This is a genomic window from Collinsella sp. An307, assembly GCF_002161805.1.
Taxonomy (GTDB): domain Bacteria; phylum Actinomycetota; class Coriobacteriia; order Coriobacteriales; family Coriobacteriaceae; genus Coprousia.
Genome location: NZ_NFIP01000007.1, coordinates 96,048 through 113,420, shown reverse-complemented (window position 1 = coordinate 113,420; position 17,373 = coordinate 96,048). Strand labels below are relative to the sequence as shown.

Sequence of the window (17,373 nt, the reverse complement as noted above, 5' to 3'; positions counted from 1 at the left end):
GGGTTTTTAACTATTGGCCTCGTCTGGCCCCCTCAACGGCGGCCTTCGGCTACCATATCCTATGTTTTGCACGCGACGAAGAAGGGAAGATAGGGGCGTATGAACGCATCTGCACTCACCTTCCAGGACATCATTTTGAAGCTCCAGCAGTACTGGGGCTCCCAGGGTTGCGTCATTATGCAGCCTTATGACTCGGAGGTCGGCGCCGGCACCTTCCATACCGCCACGACGCTCCGCTCGCTCGGCCCCGGCGCTTGGCGCACCTGCTATGCGCAGCCGTGCCGCCGTCCCGCTGACGGCCGCTACGGTGAGAACCCCAACCGCCTGCAGCACTACTATCAGTTCCAAGTGCTCATCAAGCCCTCTCCGGTGAACTCCCAGGAGCTCTACCTTGACTCTCTTAAGGCTATTGGAATCGACCCGGCAGATCACGACGTCCGCTTCGTCGAGGACGACTGGGAGAGCCCGACGCTCGGCGCCTGGGGACTTGGCTGGGAGGTCTGGCTGAATGGCATGGAGGTCACCCAGTTCACCTACTTCCAGCAGGTGGGCGGTATCGAGGTTGACCCCGTCCCGGTCGAGATCACCTACGGTCTCGAGCGTCTCGCCATGTATGTGCAGGGGGTTGACTCGGTCTACGACCTCATTTGGAGCTATTTGCCGGATGGCACCGCGATCACCTACGGCGATGTCTTCCTCGAGAACGAGCGTGAGTTCTCTGCGTACAACTTCGAGGTCGCCGACGTGCCCATGATGCGCCAGAAGTTCGACGACTACGAGCGCGAGTGCCACTCCTGCCTGGAAGCAAAGCTCCCGCTTCCCGCCTACGACTGCGTCATGAAGTGCAGCCACGCATTCAACATCCTCGACGCACGCGGCGCCCTCTCGGCGGTCGAGCGCGCCAACTACATCCTGCGCGTCCGTACGGTTGCCAAGGCGTGCTGCGAGGCCTACCTTGCCGAGGTGGCGTCCAAAACCGACGACAACGTATCCGAAGGGGAGGTGGCCTAAATGAGCGAAACCCGCGATTTCCTGTTCGAGATCGGCTGCGAGGAGATGCCCTCCGCGCCGCTTATGAATGCCGTGAAGCAGCTGCCCAAACTCGTCGCTGACGGCCTTGACGCCGCCGGTCTTGCCCACGGCGACATCCGTGTGCTCTCCACCCCGCGTCGCCTGGCCGTTCTCTCGACGGTGGCAACCGAGACCGAGGCTGTGCATGAGGTTAAGCGCGGCCCTGCCGCCAACATCGCCTTCGATGCCGAGGGGAATCCCACCAAAGCCGCCGAGGGCTTTGCCCGTAAGTGCGGTATCGGTGCCTCCGAGCTCGTACGTCGTGAGGACACCGACGGCCGCGAGTACGTCTTTGCCGAGCGCAGCGTGCCTGCAGCGCCCGCCATTCCGATCCTCTCCGACCTCTGCGAGAAGACTATCGCTAATCTTGAGTGGCCCAACTACCGCAGTCAGCGCTGGGGCACGACTCACGAGACCTTTGTACGCCCCATTCGCTGGATCTGCGCGCTTCTGGGCGACGAGGTCGTTCCTGTTCGCTATGCCGACGTCGTATCCGGCAACACCACGCGTGGCCACCGCGTTCTCGGCCCGGGCGAGCACGTCGTTGCGGAGCCGGCGCAGTACGAGGCCGTGCTCGAGCAGGCGGGCGTCCTTAGCGACGAGCGCCGTCGCCAGGTGATTGCCGAGGGCATTGCCAAGATTGAGCGCGAGCTTAAGGGCGCTCACGTCGACACGCCCAAAAAGGTTCTCGACGAGGTCGTCAACCTCTGCGAGTGGCCGAGCGTTCTTGTGGGCCGTTTCGATGAGGAGTTCCTCAAGGTCCCGCACGAGATCATCTGCGAGTCCATGCTCTCCAACCAGCGCTATTTCCCCATCTACGATGCGGACGGCAAGCTCATGCGCGAGTTCGTGGTCGTGGCGAACGGTCGTCCTGAGTGCGCCGACACCATCATCGACGGCAACGAGCGCGTGGTCCGCGCCCGTCTTTACGATGCCAAATTCTTCTACGACGAGGACCTCAAGATCCCGCTCGAGGAGTTCCGCTCCCGACTCGCCGATGTTGCCTTCCAGGAGAAGCTCGGTACGGTGCTGCAGAAGTCCGAGCGCATCGAGGACCTCGCCCTTGCCATCGCGCACGAGGCTCGCGTGGGCGCACATGCCGCTTCCGACGCGCAGCGCGCTGCCCACTTCGCCAAGGCCGACCTCGTGAGCTCCGCCGTCATCGAGTTCACGAGCCAGCAGGGCGTTATGGGCGGTTACTACGCGCTGGCGGCAGGGGAGACCCCCGAGGTTGCCTCGGCCATCCGCGACCATTATCGTCCGCGTTTCGCCGGCGATGAGCTGCCCGAGAACACGGCGGGCTGCATCGTCGCGGTTGCGGACAAGCTCGACACCATCGCGGGCATGTTCGCCATCGGCGAGCCGCCGACCGGCTCCAAGGACCCCTATGCGCTTCGCCGCTCCGCCATCGGCGTCATCAACATCCTTCGCGAGCGCCTCGGGTGCGCTTATGAGCCCCTGGTCAAAGCCGCGCTGGAGCTCTTCGCCGAGCAGGGGATCGAGTTCAACCTCGACGTAACGTCTGATGCGGTATGCACCTTCCTAAAGGGTCGCATGGAGCAGATGGCACGCGACGCCAAGATCCCTGTGGACGTTGTCGCCGCGGTCTCCGCCGGATCCGTTTCCGCGCCCGCAGACTTCTTCGCGCTCGCTCAGGCTCTGCGCGACGCGCGCGAGAGCGACCCGGAGACGTTCGAGAACCTCGCCACCGCCTATGCGCGCGCGAGCCATCTTGCCGACGGCAAGCTTGGCTGCGATGTGGACGAGTCCCTTCTTGGGGACGCCGAGCGTGAGCTAGCAGAGGCCTCCGATGCTGCCGCTGATGCCGTATCCCAGGCGCTTGCCGCGCGTAACTTCACCTCGGTCATCTCCGCTCTTGCCGGCCTCCGCGCCCCGATCGACCGCTTCTTCGAAGATGTCATGGTCATGGACGAGGATCTTCGCCTGCGCGAGAACCGCTTGCGCCTGCTCAACCGCTTCGAGGCTGTCTTTGCCGACGTGGCCGACATGGGAGCGCTTGCTAAGAAGAAGTAAGGCAGGCTCGTTTGGGGACGGGGTCGTTTCGTGCAGTCCACGCTGCGACCCCGATACGCGCCTTCCCCAAATCTCCACTTGCTTAACCGGGCGCTTTGCGTATACTTATTTCGTTTGTCAAACCCATGTGCCGGCTTACGGGTGCGGCACCTCTGGACAAGAGTAAGGATCAGAAATGGACTACATCCGCGCTATTGAGCGTCAGCAGATCCGCGAGGACATCCCGCAGGTCCGCGTCGGCGACAACGTCAAGGTGCACTACCGCATCAAGGAAGGCGACCGCGAGCGTATCCAGGTCTTCCAGGGCGACGTCATCCGCATGAGCGGTGCCGGTGCTCGTGAGACCTTCACCGTTCGTAAGATTTCCTTCGGTGTGGGCGTCGAGCGTACCTTCCCGCTTCACAGCCCCAAGATCGGCAAGCTCGAGGTCGTTCGTCACGGCCGCGTGCGTCGCGCCAAGCTCTACTATCTCCGTGATCGCGTCGGCAAGGCCGCTCGCATCCCCGAGAAGCGCTAAGAGCATTTCATATGCACCAAAGGGCCGCCTCAGGGCGGCCCTTTTCGTAAAGGGACAGGCAAGCTATGGCTAACCAACACCTCTCTCAATCCGCTTCCCAGATCGCAGGCGAACTTGCAAGCGCCGCTTTTGAGGATATTCCCGCCCTTATCGAGCGCTACGCCGAGGACCCGCGCGCGCAGGTTATCAAGGCATGCGAGCGCGCTCGGCGCAGATACGATAAGGAGCGCGCCGAGCGCGAGCGCGTTCTGTCGATGTATGCCCGCATGCGCGAAGTCGGTGGCGAAGGTGTGATCGTGGGCGTGGACGAGGTTGGCCGAGGCTCTGTCGCAGGCCCACTGATGGTCGCTGCCGTGGCGCTTCCCGATGAACCGATTATCTGGGGTATCAACGACTCCAAGAAGCTTTCTGCCGCACGTCGTGAGGTGCTTGCCGAAAGAATAGCCGAACACGCCATCGCAATCGGCTTTGGTCAGATACCCGCAGCCGATATCGACCGCATGGGCATGGCCGCCGCCCTCAGGGAGGCTGTGTGCCGCGCCGTTGCAGACACCGGCGTCACGCCGGACTGCGTGCTTATGGACGGCAACCCGCTGCACGCCGTCGAGAACGAGCGCGACATCGTGCACGGCGACGCAACCATCGCCTGCATCGCTGCTGCCTCCATCGTTGCCAAAGTCACGCGTGACGAGCTTATGGTCGAGCTCGACGCAGAGTATCCCGGCTACCACTTCGCTGAGTCCAAAGGCTATGCCTCACCGGAGCATATCGCAGCTATCAAGGCGATGGGGCTCTCTGAGGTTCACCGCGTGAGCTTCTGTGGAAACTTTCTGGAGACAGAATCGCTGTTCTAACGGACAATACCTTCTTCTGATCAAGTTTTCCACTACGCTACCTGCGAGGTTGGAAACTATTCAAAGCCGCATCAGCGTCCTGTGAGATGCGTGCAAGAGTCAGCGTGAAATCTGTAAGAAGCACCGTGGAGCATGTCCTCACCTTCAAAGAGAGGAGAGGACATGTTAGGACAGAGAACCGTATCCGAGAAATGGGACCTTGGCGACATAAGCCCCGAACTTACCGACGCGCTTGTCGAAGACATCGGGTTTCCCGCAGACGTCGCCGTGGAGAACCTCACGCCGCACGAGCTCGGAATCCTCGGGGAGGCGCTCGCTGGGGCGTTTCTCATCAGCAACGGCTACGAGATCTTAGAGCACGGGTACCTCTGCCGTGAGGGCGAAGCTGATTATGTTGCCTATGATCCGGCGGACGAATGTATCGTGCTCGTCGAGGTCAAGACGCGACGCAAGCGCAGCCTTTCACAAGGGACCTACCCCGAGGAGGCGGTAGATGCCCGCAAGCGTAAGCGCTACCGCAGAATCGCCGCGTCCTACCTCATGGATAACTTCCCGGTGCCGTCGCTTCGCTTCGATACAATCGGGGTCGTTGTAGACGGTGATGACCAGGTGGGTATCGTTCAAGCGTGCGGTGCGTTCGATTGGGAGTGTGAGATGTGAGCGGCGTCGTCTCTGTACGCGGCGCCTGCTTAAGGGGAGTCGAGGCATTTCCCGTCACGGTTGAGGTCGCCTTATCGGGAGGAATTCCCGGCATCCACCTCATAGGCATGCCCGACTCCTCCGTGCTCGAGGCACGCCAGCGCATCAGAAACGCGCTGCGCGCCTCAGGCTACAAGCTACCGAGGCAAAGCGTCACCGTGAACCTCGCCCCGGGTGATGTCCGAAAGACCGGCACCGGACTCGATCTTCCCATCGCGGTGGGCATACTCGCGGCGTCGGGACAGATTCCCCTAAATGGGCTCGAAGATGTGCTGCTTGTAGGCGAGCTCACCTTAGACGGAGATGTCAGCCCGGTTAAAGGCGAGGTAGCCTATCAGCTTCTCGCGCGTGAGCTCAACGTTGTCATTGTCGGTGCGTGGTGTGAAGGCCATGTCCCGCTGGAGGGCATCCGCTCCGCGAGAATCGTAAACCTAGCAAATTTAAACCACGGCATTGCGCACGGCATGTATACCTACGATGATGCTCCGGTGCCCACTCATGGCCTGGCTCCGCTACTTGATTATGCCGACGTCGTGGGACAGGAGTTTGCCAAGAGAGCATGCGCCATCGCTGCGGCGGGGGAGCTTGGGCTTCTCATGGTGGGCCCACCAGGTGCGGGCAAGACCATGCTCGCCCAGAGACTCCCCACGATACTTCCGCCCATCGACGATAGGACCAAGCAGGAAGCGCTTCGCATCCATTCGGTCGTAGGGGAGCCGATTGAGGGCATCCTTGCGGGAAGAAGACCGTTCAGAAGCCCGCATCACAGCGCTTCCTCGGCGGGACTCTTAGGAGGCGGCCGCCCCGTTCGACCGGGTGAGATCAGTCTCGCGCACGGTGGCGTGCTCTTCTTGGACGAGCTCGCGGAGTTTCCCCCAAACATCCTCGACATGCTCCGGCAACCCACTGAGGAGGGCGTGGTGCGAATCGTCCGCGTCGACGGGGTATACACCTTCGCCTGCCGCTTCCAGCTTGTCGCCGCAAGCAACCCCTGTCCATGCGGATATCTCGGGGATCCAGAGATTGGCTGCAAGTGCAGCATCTCTGCTATAGAGCGCTACCGTTCACGGCTCTCGGGCCCCTTTATGGACCGCATCGATCTTGTGATTGACGTATCGCGGCCTGATCCAGAAGAGGTGCTACGGGGAAGCGAGGGCCTCTCGAGCGATGAGATCTCCCAGAGCGTCATTCGCGGTCGAGCCTTTCGCGCCTGGCGTCTGCAAAAACGGCAGGGAGATGGGGGAGAAAGCCTCGCGTTATCGGCTGAGGCGGAATCGACCGCCATCGCCCTTGCGCAGAGGGCGCACCTGAGTGCGCGCGGCCTGGATAGGCTCTGTCGCGTAGCGCGGACCCTTGCTGACATGGACGAGTCTGCGCTCGTGGGGGAGTCACATGTGAAAGAGGCTTCGATGTACCGCGGAGATAGGAGGCTTTGATGGGATACGGCGCCTTTAGCGACGGTTGGGAGATTAAACGAGGGGAGTACGCCTATCCCGGGCGATTGGAAGATCTTGCATCGCCTCCCGAGACCATTTATGGGCGGGGAGACCCGTCGGCGTTGGCTGAAGAGGCACTCGCCATCATCGGTACACGTCAGATGACCCCTTACGGAGAAGGCGTCTGTACGTTAGCGGCGCGCATGGCGGTGTCCTTTGGCCTAGCTGTCGTGAGCGGAGGCGCCATAGGGTGCGACTCGGCGGCGGCACAATCCGCCCTCGCTGAGCGCGGAACGAACATCGTTGTGCTCGGAACAGGCGCCGACGTCACCTACCCGCTGCGCAGCGATCCCCTTATACAGCAGACGATCTCCCAAGGGGGCGCGGTTATCTCAATAGAGCGCTGGGGCACCCAGCCAAGGCGCTACGCCTTTCCCAAGCGTAATCGCATCATAGCTGCGCTTAGCCGTGCCGTGTTTGTCGCGGAGGCAGGTATGCCCTCGGGAACATTCTCTACGGCAGAGGCGGCAACCGAGATCGGTCGCGAGGTGCTCGCCGTGCCCGGCTCCATCTTCTCGCCCGCATCCCGCGGCTCCAATTACCTTATTGAATCGGGCGCCTGCATCATCGCCGATGAGGAGGCGCTCTCCTGCGCATTATCGCGCATCTTCTGTCGCCTTCGATCCGAGGCGGCAGGGAGGGCGCGCACGCCCGTCTTGGGCCCGTGCGGAAGCTTGATACTCGAGGCGCTTGTTGCCACGCCGCTGCGCGTGGATGCCATCGCGCGTGCTGCGCACATCGACACGCGCACCTGCCTTGAGCGCCTCTCCGAGCTGACCTTGGCGGGTCTTGTGGAGCGCATGGTTGATGGTCGTTACGCAGCGACCGCAGCAGCCCTCGTCAACAGAACCTCGTTTGGGGCACAATAGGTTGCGTACCGAACACTCAAGAAAGGTTTCTATATGACCCTTCCCACGGTTACCGTCGTCGGCGGCGGTCTTGCCGGATCAGAATGCGCCCTCGACCTCGCGCGCCGCGGCGTACCCGTCCGCCTTATCGAGATGCGCCCCGAGACGACCTCCGCGGCGCATCACACGGCACATCTTGCCGAGCTCGTCTGCTCGAACTCGCTTAAGGCCACCAGACGAGACTCTGCCGCAGGCCTTCTCAAAGAGGAGCTTCGGCGAATGGGATGCACGCTGCTGGCGTGCGCGGAAAAGACCGCTGTGCCGGCGGGAGGAGCCCTCGCGGTCGACCGAGACGCGTTTTCCGCAGCGGTAGAGAAGTGCATAGATGACGAACCTCTCATCGAGGTGGTTCGCTCTGAGGTGCGCGACATACCCGACGGTCACGTCGTCATAGCTGCCGGCCCGCTTTGCTCCGACGCCCTCGCTGAGCGCATCCGCGAGAAGCTCGGTACCGAGTCGCTAGCGTTTTTCGATGCCGCTGCGCCCATCGTTGACGCCGCATCGCTCGACCGCTCCGTTCTCTTCACCCAGTCGCGCTACGACGACCAGGGCACCGGCGACTACCTCAATGCCCCCTTCAACCGCGAGGAGTACGAGCGCTTCATAGACGAGCTCCTTGCAGCCGATCGCGTGGTGCAGAAGGAGTTCGAGGCCCGTGACCTCTTTCAGGCGTGCCAACCCGTGGAGGAGATCGCGCGCACCGGGCGCGATGCCCTTCGCTTCGGCGCGCTCAAGCCCGTCGGCCTCACGGATCCCAGAACCGGTCATCGTCCCTGGGCTGCTGTTCAGCTCCGCGCCGAGAACGCCGAGGGCACGGCCTATAACCTCGTGGGTTTCCAAACAAACCTCACCTGGCCCGAGCAGAAGCGGGTGTTCCGCATGATTCCCGGACTCGAGAACGCCGAGTTCTTCCGCTACGGCGTCATGCATCGCAATACCTTCGTTGATGCACCGCACGTGCTCGACAAGACCTTCGCGATTCCTGGCACTACGGTGCGCCTCGCCGGCCAGATCTGCGGCACGGAAGGGTACGTCGAGGCCATGGCGTCGGGACTTCTCGCTGCGGCAAACACCTATGCGGACCTCATCGGCGCAGATCCGGTTTCGCTGCCCGTAACCGGAGCGCTCGGATCGCTCGTTGCCTACGCGACCGACCCTGCAACCGAGAACTACCAGCCCATGCACGTCAACTTCGGCCTCGTGCCGCCTCTTGACGACGGTCGTCGCCGCTCTAAGCGAGACCGCTACGCTGCCTACGCCGAGCGCGCCCTCGCCGACCTCGACGCCTACCTCTCAAGTAGAGGCGACCTATTTAACGATGGCGAGTGAAACTAGCCTTCCCGCCGAGGACTTCCTAGAGGCCCTCGACGGATTCATCGCCTACATCTCACGTGTCGAAGGACTTTCCCCCGAGACCGTGCGCGCCTACGAGGGACACCTGGACGCATACGGCTCCTGGACGGTGCGCGCCTCTGTAGACGCCCTGAGGCCCTCTGTCCGGGACCTCAGGCGCTACCTCGCGGAGCTGCACGCAGCTCGCTACGCGCCAAGAACCGTCTCCGCACATCTCTCGGCGCTCCGCTCGTTTTTCCGCTGGTGCGAGCTTGAGGGGATCGTCACGGGTGCGGCTGCGCTCACACTTCAGTCTCCTAAGATTCCCAAGTCGCTCCCCAAAACCGTAGGCGCGAGCGCTATGGAGGACCTGCTCTCTGCTCCCAATCTGACAACTCCTGAAGGGCTTCGCGATTCCTGCATGCTCGAGCTCTTCTACGCAACGGGCGCGCGCATCTCGGAGCTTTCTCGACTCGATATCGAGAGCATCGACTTCGCAACGAGGACTGTTCGGCTTTTCGGCAAGGGCTCGCGCGAGAGAATCGTTCCCATCTATCGGCGCGCCCTCGATGCGGTAAACCGCTACCTGGAGGAGGGGAGACCGGCACTGCTCGCCGCCTCCGGTCGCGTTGAGCAGCGAGGTACAAAGAGGCCTCTTTTCCTATCTGCACGCGGAAATCGCATGGACGCCGCGGCGCTCAGATACCGGTTCCGCAAGCTCGCAACCATGGCGGGGCTTCCTGCTGATATCACGCCCCATGCCATGCGGCACACCTTTGCAACCGACCTTCTCGCAGGCGGCGCCGACCTGAGGAGCGTACAAGAGCTCCTTGGCCATGCGAGTCTCTCAACCACGCAGCTCTACACGCACCTCACGCCGGAGAGGCTTCTGGGCGCGGTCGTTCAGGCCCATCCACGGGGTGAGGCTTGAGGCGGTTCTATAGAGAGCCTCACTTTGTGCGGAATTTACTTGGAAACCAGAGCGCATCCTGCTATGATTTCGACCGTTGCCGTTCTGGCGACGCGTATTCATCACACACGTGCGGCTACTTTCCCGCCGTGGTGCTCGGGCAGGGTAGCAGGTCCCGGGTGGTAGGGAGAGGTCGACCCCGCACGGAGGCGAACCACAGGAGGTTTACATGGCTACCAAGATCAACATCCGTACCCTTCTCGAGGCAGGCTGCCACTTCGGTCACCAGACCCGCCGCTGGAACCCCAAGATGAAGCCGTTCATCTTCGGTGAGCGCAACGGCATCTACATCCTCGACCTCAAGCAGACCATCATCAACGCCGACCAGGCCTACTCCTTCCTGCGCAACGCTGCCAAGGGCGGCAAGGTGCTCTTCGTCGGCACCAAGAAGCAGGCTCAGGAGCCCGTCCGCGCCGCTGCTGAGCGTGCCGGCATGCCTTACATCAACCAGCGTTGGCTCGGCGGCATGCTCACCAACTTCGTGACCATCCGCTCCCGCATCAACCGCATGGAGGAGCTCGAGACCATGGTCGAGGACGGCCGTATGGCGGTCCTCCCCAAGAAGGAGCAGGCTGTTCTCGGCAAGGAGCTCGCTAAGCTCCAGAACAACCTCGGTGGCGCCCGCGACCTCAAGGGTCTGCCCTCCGCGCTCTTTGTCATCGACACCAAGCGCGAGGAGAACGCCATCAAGGAGGCTCGTCGCCTGAACATCCCGGTCGTCGCTCTCATCGACACCAACTCCGACCCCGACGAGGTCGATTTCGGTATCCCGTGCAACGACGACGCCATCTCCGCCGTCACCCTCATGTGCGAGCTCATGGCCGACGCTTGCCTCGCCGGCACCGGCAAGGAGCAGATCTCCGAGGCCGAGATGGCCGCCGAGGCGCCCGCTGCCGAGGCTGCCGCTGAGGCCCCTGTCGCTGAGTAACCGTCAATACGGAAACGCTTCCGCTAAGAAAGGAACCGAACATGGCTCAGATTACCGCCGCTATGGTCAAGGAACTCCGCGAGATGACCGACTCCCCGATGATGGAGTGCAAGAAGGCTCTCGTCGAGGCTGACGGTGACATGAACGCCGCCGTGGACATCCTTCGTAAGAACGGCCTTGCCGCCGCCGCCAAGAAGGCCGGCCGTGAGACCAACGAGGGCGCCGTGGGTGCCTACGTCTCCGCTGACGGCCGCGAGGGCGCGCTCTGCGAGGTTGCCTGCGAGACCGACTTCGTGGGCTCCAACCCCAAGTTCACCGGCTTTGCCGCTTCCGTCGCCGAGGTTGCCTGCGCCACCGAGCCGGCCGACGTCGACGCTCTTCTCGCTGCCCCCATGGCAGCCGAGACCGTCCAGGCCGAGCTCACCGAGCTCATCCACACCATGGGCGAGAACATGAAGATCACCCGCTTCGCCGTACGCAAGCCTGCTTCCGGCGCCGTCTCCAGCTACGTCCACATGGGCGGCAAGATCGGCGTTCTCGTCGAGTTCTCCTTCGAGAAGGCCGAGACCGCTTCTGCCGACGCCTTCAAGACCTTCGCTCATGATGTCGCCATGCAGGTCGCTGCGACCGCTCCTATCTGCGCTGTCCGTGAGGACGTTCCGCAGGACGTCATCGATCACGAGGTCTCCATCTACAAGGCTCAGGCTGCCGAGTCCGGCAAGCCCGAGGCCATTCAGGAGAAGATGGCCATCGGCCGCCTCGAGAAGTACTACAAGGGCGTCGTTCTGAACGAGCAGGAGTTCATCAAGGATTCCAGCATGACCATCTCCGCTTATGCGGCCAAGGTCAGCAAGGAGCTCGGCGACACCATCAAGATCGTCGCCTTCGATCGTCTCGCCCGCGGCGAGGAGTAACTCCGCGCTCGATAGCGTACCGTACAGGGAAGGGCCCTCGGGTCCTTCCCTTTTTTATGGACCATCTTTGCTAGAATGGTCTGAGTTCAGGCTGTCCTAAGGAGGCATTCCGTGGCTGACTACCAGTACAAGCGCGTTCTTTTAAAGCTGTCCGGTGAGGCGCTGATGGGGGAGGGCGACTATGGCATCGACCCCGCCATCACCGATCGCCTCGCTCGCGACATCAAGGCCCTTCATGAGGAGGGCATCCAGATTGGCGTCGTTGTGGGCGGTGGCAACATCTTCCGTGGCATCGCCGGTGCCGCCGGCGGCATGGACCGCGCTCAGGCCGACTACATCGGCATGCTGGCCACCATCATGAACGCCCTCGCCCTGCAGGATGCCATCGAGCGCACCGACACGCCCTGTCGCGTCATGAGCGCCATCCAGATGAACGAGGTGTGCGAACCCTACATCCGCCGTCGCGCCATGCGTCATCTGGAGAAGGGCGACATCGTTATCTTCGCTGCCGGCTCGGGTAACCCCTACTTCACCACCGACACCGCCGCGGCGCTGCGCGCCTGCGAGATCGACGCAGACTGCCTCATCAAGGCCACCAAGGTCAACGGTATCTACGACAAGGATCCCGCCAAGTTCGATGACGCCGTCCGCTTCGACACCATCACCTACCACGAGGTGCTCGTCCGCGGGCTTCAGGTCATGGACTCCACCGCCACGGCCCTTTGCCAGGACAACCGCATGCCCATCATCGTCCTCAACATCGAGGGCGAGAACAATATCAAGCGCGCCCTTATGGGCGAGCCCATTGGAACCGTCGTCGTTCGGGAGGACTAAATCATGGCCGACATCACTGCTCATATGGACAAGTCCATCGAGAGCCTCAAGCACAACTTCTCCAAGGTGCGCACCGGTCGCGCCAACCCCAACATCCTGGGTGACATCACCGTCGACTACTACGGCGTTCCCACACCCATCACGCAGGTCGCCGCGGTCAAGGTTCCCGAGGCCCATATGCTCATGATCGAGCCGTGGGATAAATCGGTCCTGAACGCCATCGTACACGCCATCAACGCCTCCGACCTCGGCATCACCCCGAGCTCCGACGGCACCGTCGTGCGCCTGCCCTTCCCGGCGCCCACCGAGGAGCGCCGCCGCGAGCTCGTCAAGGAGTGCCGCGAGATCGCCGAGCAGGCTCGCGTCTCCATCCGCAACATCCGTCGCGATTTCAACAACAAGCTCGAGCGCGACGAGGAGCTCTCTGAGGATGAGGTCCGCCGCGAACAGGCCAAGGTCCAGAAGCACACCGATGACTACATCAAGAAGATCGACGAGATGCTGAAGGCCAAAGAGGCCGAGGTCATGGAGATCTAGGTCATGGACGACGATTCTACCTTCGAGACGTTTTTCGCCAATCCGCCCGAGGATATCGACCTCGACGCGCTCGACCGCACGAGGATTCCCCGGCACATCTCCTGCATCATGGACGGCAACGGCCGCTGGGCAACCGCCCGCGGCCTCAACCGCGGCGAGGGGCACCGCGCGGGCATTGTCTCCCTGCGCGAGATCATCACGGCCTGCGTCCGTCTCGACGTCGAGGTGCTCTCTGCCTATGCCTTCTCCACGGAGAACTGGAAGAGGCCAGAGGCCGAGGTGAACCTCCTCATGCACCTCTTCGCGCAGACGTTCATTCAGGAGCTACCCCTGCTCAAGCGCGAGAACGTAAAGGTCGTCTTCTTGGGCGACATCTCCGCTCTTCCGCTTGAGACGCGCGAGGTGTTTGAGCGCGGCCTTGCTGAGACCCGCAACCACACGGGTATGGTGCTCGCTCTTGCGGTCAACTACGGCGCGCGCGCAGAGATCGTACGCGCTGCCAAGCTCATAGCCTCTCGCGTTGCCGCAGGCGAGCTTGCTGTCGAGGACATCGATGAGGAGGTTGTGGCAGATAGCCTCTACACCGCCGGTCTTCCTGACCCCGAGCTCGTGGTGAGGACCTCCGGCGAGATGCGCCTTTCTAACTACCTGCTTTGGCAGGTGGCCTATGCCGAGTTCTACATCACGCCGACCTATTGGCCCGATTTCAACCGCTGGGAGCTCCTTCGCGCTATCCTTGCCTTCCAAGGGCGCGACCGTCGTTTTGGAGGTCTCTCCCAGAAGAAGGACGCGTAGCACACGATGAATCACGATTCCCAGACACAAGAGCATAAGCGCACCAATGTATCGAGCGTCCTTAACGAGGCGCGCAGTCGCGTCAAGGTAACCGAGGCTCCCAAGGACAGCTCGAGCGCCCTTCTCACGCGCATCATCTCTGGTGTCGTGTACGCGGCGCTCTTTATCGGCTGCCTTCTCGCGGGCCCCGTTCCCGCCGCCGTCTTTGTCGCACTCATCAGCGGGCTTTGCGCCTACGAGTTCTTCCTCATGACAAGACGCGACGGCAAGGTGCCCAACCTCGCCCTCGGCGTTGCCTGCAGCGCGCTCTTCCCGATCGCAGCGCTGGGGGAGAGCATCGCGATGACGGCTCTCATCTTCATCTTTGTGCTCTCCTGCGGCCTTTGGTACGTTTACACGCCCCGCACGCGCATCGCCGATGTGGCGGTGACGCTCATGGGCCCGCTCTACACGGGCTTCATGCTCTCGTCTATTGTGCTGCTGCGTGACGCCGCTCCCGGATTTGCGGGGGCGCTTATCGCCATCGGCTCCTGCGCGTCTCTTTGGGTCTCCGATTCCTTCGCCTACCTCGTTGGTCGCCAATTCGGCCGCCATAAGATGGCGCCCAAGATCTCGCCCAAAAAGTCATGGGAAGGTTTCGCCGGAGGCATCGCGGGGTCGGTCATCATCTGGCTCATTGTCTGGGCCACTCACCTCTTCACACTCTCGCTTGGCTACGCGCTGCTAACCGGTGTTGTCGTAGCCATCCTCGGCGTCTTTGGCGACCTTATCGAGTCGCGCATCAAGCGCGGCGTGGGCGTTAAGGACTCAGGAAACCTCATCCCCGGTCATGGCGGCATGCTCGACCGGTGCGATTCGCTTATCTTCGGCTGCATCGCAGCCATGCTCATGCTCTATTTTGGAGGCATCCTATGACCGACGCCGGGCGCATCCGCCTCGTCATCCTTGGCTGCACGGGCTCCATCGGCCAGCAGGCACTCGACGTCTGCCGCCAGCACCCCGACCGTATCGAAGTCGTAGCGCTCTCCGCGCACAGCCGTACTGCTGAGCTTGTCGCCGCTGCACGTGAGTTCAATGTGCCCCTGGTCGCTGTTACCGACGACGCCCATGCGAAGGACCCTTGTCTCTCGGAGCTTCCCGAAGGGACCACGCTTCTCACCGGTGTCTCCGCACTTGCCGAGCTTGCCGACACGCCCGAGGCGGACACGGTCCTTGTCGCCGTTGTGGGTGCCGTTGGCCTCGAGGCGAGCTATCACGTTTTAAAAGGGGAGAAGCGCCTCGCACTTGCCAACAAGGAGTCACTCGTCGTAGGCGGCGACCTCCTTATGCCCATGGCGTCCGCCGGGCAGCTGCTGCCCGTCGACTCAGAACACAGCGCCATCTTCCAGTGCCTCCTCGGTGAACGTGCCGAGGAGGTCTACCGCATCTGGCTCACCTGCTCGGGCGGTCCTTTCTTCGGTCGTACGCGAGCCGAGCTTGCCAATGTGACCCGCGCAGACGCGCTCGCGCACCCCACATGGAACATGGGCGCCAAGATCACAATCGACTCGGCAACGCTCATGAACAAGGGCTTCGAGCGCATCGAGGCCATGCAGCTCTTCAACCTCCCTGTAGAGCGCATTCCTGTCCTCATCCAGCGTGAGAGCCGCATCCACTCCATGGTTGAATACTGCGACGGAGCGGTGATTGCCCACCTTGGCGCCTCAGACATGCGCCTGCCCATCCAGTACGCCCTTTCGTACCCCGAGCGCTGGGAGACGCCGGCGGAGCGCATCGACTTCCGTGATATCGCCCAGCTCACCTTTGGCGCGCCTGATACCGAGGCTTTCCCGTGCCTCGCGCTTGCCGAGGAGGCCGCGCGCACGGGTGGTACCGCACCGTGCGTGCTCAACGCCGCTAACGAGGTCGCCGTGGCTGCCTTCCTTGCAGAATCGTGTACATTCACCGATATCGACGGCTGCGTTGCCCATTGCCTCGAGCAGCATGACGCAATGCGGGTAGAATCGCTCGAACAGCTCGAGCAGATCGACCTCTGGGCACGTTCCGAGGCGCGCACCTACCTCGCCGCCCGCGCCCGCTAGGTCCCCGTACCGAAAGGCTTGCCACCCATGGAGACGCTCCTTGGCATCATCCGACCCCTGTTCTGGGGTCTCCTCATGTTGTCCGCGCTCGTGTTTGTGCACGAGGGCGGTCACTTCTTAGCATCGCGCGCCGTCGGTGTGCGCGTCACCGAGTTCTTCCTCGGCCTGCCCTGCCGGTTCAATCTTCATCACGTCTCACGCCGCATCGGTACGAAGTTTGGCGTAACGCCGCTTCTGCTCGGCGGCTACGCCATGGTCTGCGGCATGGAGCCCGAAGGCGACAGCGCAATCGCCAAGCTCGTTCTTTCCGAGGTGCACCGGCGCGGTACGGCAACGGTCGCAGAGCTCGCCGAGGCGCTTTCAATTTCAGAGGAAGACGCGCTCGCTGCCTGCGTGCAGCTCCTCGACTGGGGCTCTATCGAGGGCAGGTATGATGAGGCGGCCGGCGAGAAGCCCGGTGTCTACTATCCCTCGACCTATGCGGCCGTCCCGCGCGACAAGGCGGGAGCCACGCTTCTTGATGGTGCGCAGTTCAAGCGTGATGAGGCGACCGGCTCCGGTGAGGCATGGGAGCCGCCGATGGGGGAGGACGCCTTCTTTGAGCGGGAGCGTTCCCACACCTATGCCGGCAAGGGCTTCTTCGCTCGTGCGTTCATCCTTGTCGCAGGTGTTGCGGTGAACCTCGTCTCCGGCTTTCTCCTCCTTATGGCCATCTACATGTTCGTGGGCGTTACCGCGACGGTAGATGTGAACACCATAGGAACCGTCGAGGCAGCCTCGCCGGCAGCAACAGCGGGCATCGAGGCCGGGGACACCGTCCTCTCGGTTGCGGGGACCGACACGGACAGCTTCTCCGACATTGCAAACGCCATCGGCGCGCTCGACCTGTCCGAGCCCTTCGACATGGTCCTCTCGCGTGAAGGCAAAGAGCTCACGGTGACCGTGGATGCCGAGGGCGCCGACGCCATCGGCATCACTGCGCCGCAGGAGTCGGTCCACCTCAACCCCGCTCAAGCTGCGAGCGTGACCTGGTCCTACCTTGCGCTTACCGCCGATTCCATCATGCAGCTCGTGAACCCCCAGCGCACGCTTGAGGTCCTCGACAGCTCCACCTCGGTGGTCGGCATCTCCGTCATGGCTGCCGCCGCGGCGGAAAGCGGAGCCTCCACCTTCCTCAGCGTGGCCGCCCTTATCTCGTTCTCGCTCGGTTTCATGAACCTCCTGCCCATACCGCCCCTCGACGGCGGCAAGCTTGTGATCGAGATCGTGCAGGCCGTCATCCGCCGCCCGCTTTCGGTAAAGGTGCAGAACGCGCTTTCCTACATCGGCATCGCCCTGTTCGGTGCCCTCTTTATCTACCTGCTCCGCGCAGACATCATCCGCTTCATCCTGTAGAGGGGGTC

General features: G+C 62.6%; 17 protein-coding genes. All 17 read left to right on the top strand.

Annotated elements, in window-relative coordinates:
• Positions 1 to 99: 99 nt before the first annotated feature.
• The 17 genes from B5F89_RS07240 to B5F89_RS07160 all read left to right on the top strand — a co-directional run bounded on the left by B5F89_RS07240 (position 100) and on the right by B5F89_RS07160 (position 17,365).
• A complete protein-coding gene (locus tag B5F89_RS07240; RefSeq protein WP_087431106.1) occupies positions 100 to 1,011 on the top strand; it encodes a glycine--tRNA ligase subunit alpha in 912 nt (303 codons plus the stop codon).
• Positions 1,012 to 3,105, top strand: coding sequence for a glycine--tRNA ligase subunit beta (gene glyS / locus B5F89_RS07235; protein ID WP_087431105.1), 2,094 nt, complete (start codon positions 1,012 to 1,014; stop codon positions 3,103 to 3,105). It abuts the gene before it with no gap.
• A 175-nt stretch (positions 3,106 to 3,280) separates the two neighbouring features.
• Positions 3,281 to 3,622 carry a 50S ribosomal protein L19 gene (gene rplS, locus B5F89_RS07230; RefSeq protein WP_087203723.1) on the top strand — a complete coding sequence of 114 codons (342 nt, stop codon included), beginning with the start codon at positions 3,281 to 3,283 and terminating at the stop codon, positions 3,620 to 3,622.
• A gap of 65 nt (positions 3,623 to 3,687) precedes the next feature.
• A complete protein-coding gene (locus B5F89_RS07225; protein WP_087431104.1) occupies positions 3,688 to 4,476 on the top strand; it encodes a ribonuclease HII in 789 nt (262 codons plus the stop codon).
• Between the two features lie 162 nt (positions 4,477 to 4,638).
• Complete coding sequence (locus B5F89_RS07220) at positions 4,639 to 5,136, top strand: YraN family protein (RefSeq protein ID WP_158098442.1); 498 nt, start codon at positions 4,639 to 4,641, stop codon at positions 5,134 to 5,136.
• Positions 5,133 to 6,611, top strand: a complete 1,479-nt coding sequence (locus B5F89_RS07215; protein WP_087431102.1) for a YifB family Mg chelatase-like AAA ATPase — start codon at positions 5,133 to 5,135, stop codon at positions 6,609 to 6,611. The genes B5F89_RS07220 and B5F89_RS07215 overlap by 4 nt, the downstream gene beginning before the upstream one ends.
• Positions 6,611 to 7,540, top strand: a complete 930-nt coding sequence (locus B5F89_RS07210; RefSeq protein WP_087431101.1) for a DNA-protecting protein DprA — start codon at positions 6,611 to 6,613, stop codon at positions 7,538 to 7,540. Before B5F89_RS07215 ends, B5F89_RS07210 begins: the two co-directional genes overlap by 1 nt.
• A gap of 33 nt (positions 7,541 to 7,573) precedes the next feature.
• Positions 7,574 to 8,908 (top strand): methylenetetrahydrofolate--tRNA-(uracil(54)-C(5))-methyltransferase (FADH(2)-oxidizing) TrmFO, encoded by a 1,335-nt coding sequence (trmFO, locus tag B5F89_RS07205; protein WP_087431100.1) that lies wholly within the window; start codon positions 7,574 to 7,576, stop codon positions 8,906 to 8,908.
• Positions 8,898 to 9,842, top strand: a complete 945-nt coding sequence (locus B5F89_RS07200; protein ID WP_087431099.1) for a tyrosine recombinase XerC — start codon at positions 8,898 to 8,900, stop codon at positions 9,840 to 9,842. Before trmFO ends, B5F89_RS07200 begins: the two co-directional genes overlap by 11 nt.
• A gap of 208 nt (positions 9,843 to 10,050) precedes the next feature.
• On the top strand, positions 10,051 to 10,809 hold the full coding sequence (rpsB, locus tag B5F89_RS07195) for a 30S ribosomal protein S2 (protein ID WP_087431098.1): 759 nt from the start codon (positions 10,051 to 10,053) through the stop codon (positions 10,807 to 10,809).
• Positions 10,810 to 10,850: 41 nt separating this feature from the next.
• Complete coding sequence (gene tsf / locus B5F89_RS07190; RefSeq protein WP_087431097.1) at positions 10,851 to 11,723, top strand: translation elongation factor Ts; 873 nt, start codon at positions 10,851 to 10,853, stop codon at positions 11,721 to 11,723.
• Between the two features lie 111 nt (positions 11,724 to 11,834).
• On the top strand, positions 11,835 to 12,557 hold the full coding sequence (gene pyrH / locus B5F89_RS07185; RefSeq protein ID WP_087431096.1) for a UMP kinase: 723 nt from the start codon (positions 11,835 to 11,837) through the stop codon (positions 12,555 to 12,557).
• Positions 12,558 to 12,560: 3 nt separating this feature from the next.
• Complete coding sequence (gene frr, locus B5F89_RS07180; protein ID WP_087431095.1) at positions 12,561 to 13,094, top strand: ribosome recycling factor; 534 nt, start codon at positions 12,561 to 12,563, stop codon at positions 13,092 to 13,094.
• A gap of 3 nt (positions 13,095 to 13,097) precedes the next feature.
• Entirely contained in the window at positions 13,098 to 13,889 is a 792-nt protein-coding gene (locus B5F89_RS07175; protein ID WP_087431094.1) for an isoprenyl transferase, read from the top strand.
• Between the two features lie 6 nt (positions 13,890 to 13,895).
• Positions 13,896 to 14,804: a phosphatidate cytidylyltransferase gene (locus tag B5F89_RS07170; protein WP_087431093.1), complete on the top strand. Its 909-nt coding sequence runs from the start codon at positions 13,896 to 13,898 to the stop codon at positions 14,802 to 14,804.
• The gene (gene dxr, locus B5F89_RS07165; RefSeq protein WP_204230641.1) at positions 14,801 to 15,970 is read left to right on the top strand and encodes a 1-deoxy-D-xylulose-5-phosphate reductoisomerase; all 1,170 of its coding nucleotides are present in this window, start codon (positions 14,801 to 14,803) and stop codon (positions 15,968 to 15,970) included. Before B5F89_RS07170 ends, dxr begins: the two co-directional genes overlap by 4 nt.
• Positions 15,971 to 15,997: 27 nt before the next feature.
• Positions 15,998 to 17,365 (top strand): site-2 protease family protein, encoded by a 1,368-nt coding sequence (locus tag B5F89_RS07160; protein WP_087431092.1) that lies wholly within the window; start codon positions 15,998 to 16,000, stop codon positions 17,363 to 17,365.
• Positions 17,366 to 17,373 lie beyond the last annotated feature (8 nt).

Excerpts from the sequence above, each read along its gene's own strand:
- B5F89_RS07240 (WP_087431106.1), top strand. The coding sequence starts at position 100 with ATGAACGCATCTGCACTCACCTTCCAGGACATCATTTTGAAGCTCCAG.
- glyS (WP_087431105.1), top strand. The coding sequence starts at position 1,012 with ATGAGCGAAACCCGCGATTTCCTGTTCGAGATCGGCTGCGAGGAGATG.
- rplS (WP_087203723.1), top strand. The coding sequence starts at position 3,281 with ATGGACTACATCCGCGCTATTGAGCGTCAGCAGATCCGCGAGGACATC.
- B5F89_RS07225 (WP_087431104.1), top strand. The coding sequence starts at position 3,688 with ATGGCTAACCAACACCTCTCTCAATCCGCTTCCCAGATCGCAGGCGAA.
- B5F89_RS07220 (WP_158098442.1), top strand. The coding sequence starts at position 4,639 with ATGTTAGGACAGAGAACCGTATCCGAGAAATGGGACCTTGGCGACATA.
- B5F89_RS07210 (WP_087431101.1), top strand. The coding sequence starts at position 6,611 with ATGGGATACGGCGCCTTTAGCGACGGTTGGGAGATTAAACGAGGGGAG.
- trmFO (WP_087431100.1), top strand. The coding sequence starts at position 7,574 with ATGACCCTTCCCACGGTTACCGTCGTCGGCGGCGGTCTTGCCGGATCA.
- B5F89_RS07200 (WP_087431099.1), top strand. The coding sequence starts at position 8,898 with ATGGCGAGTGAAACTAGCCTTCCCGCCGAGGACTTCCTAGAGGCCCTC.
- rpsB (WP_087431098.1), top strand. The coding sequence starts at position 10,051 with ATGGCTACCAAGATCAACATCCGTACCCTTCTCGAGGCAGGCTGCCAC.
- tsf (WP_087431097.1), top strand. The coding sequence starts at position 10,851 with ATGGCTCAGATTACCGCCGCTATGGTCAAGGAACTCCGCGAGATGACC.
- frr (WP_087431095.1), top strand. The coding sequence starts at position 12,561 with ATGGCCGACATCACTGCTCATATGGACAAGTCCATCGAGAGCCTCAAG.
- B5F89_RS07175 (WP_087431094.1), top strand. The coding sequence starts at position 13,098 with ATGGACGACGATTCTACCTTCGAGACGTTTTTCGCCAATCCGCCCGAG.
- B5F89_RS07170 (WP_087431093.1), top strand. The coding sequence starts at position 13,896 with ATGAATCACGATTCCCAGACACAAGAGCATAAGCGCACCAATGTATCG.
- dxr (WP_204230641.1), top strand. The coding sequence starts at position 14,801 with ATGACCGACGCCGGGCGCATCCGCCTCGTCATCCTTGGCTGCACGGGC.
- B5F89_RS07160 (WP_087431092.1), top strand. The coding sequence starts at position 15,998 with ATGGAGACGCTCCTTGGCATCATCCGACCCCTGTTCTGGGGTCTCCTC.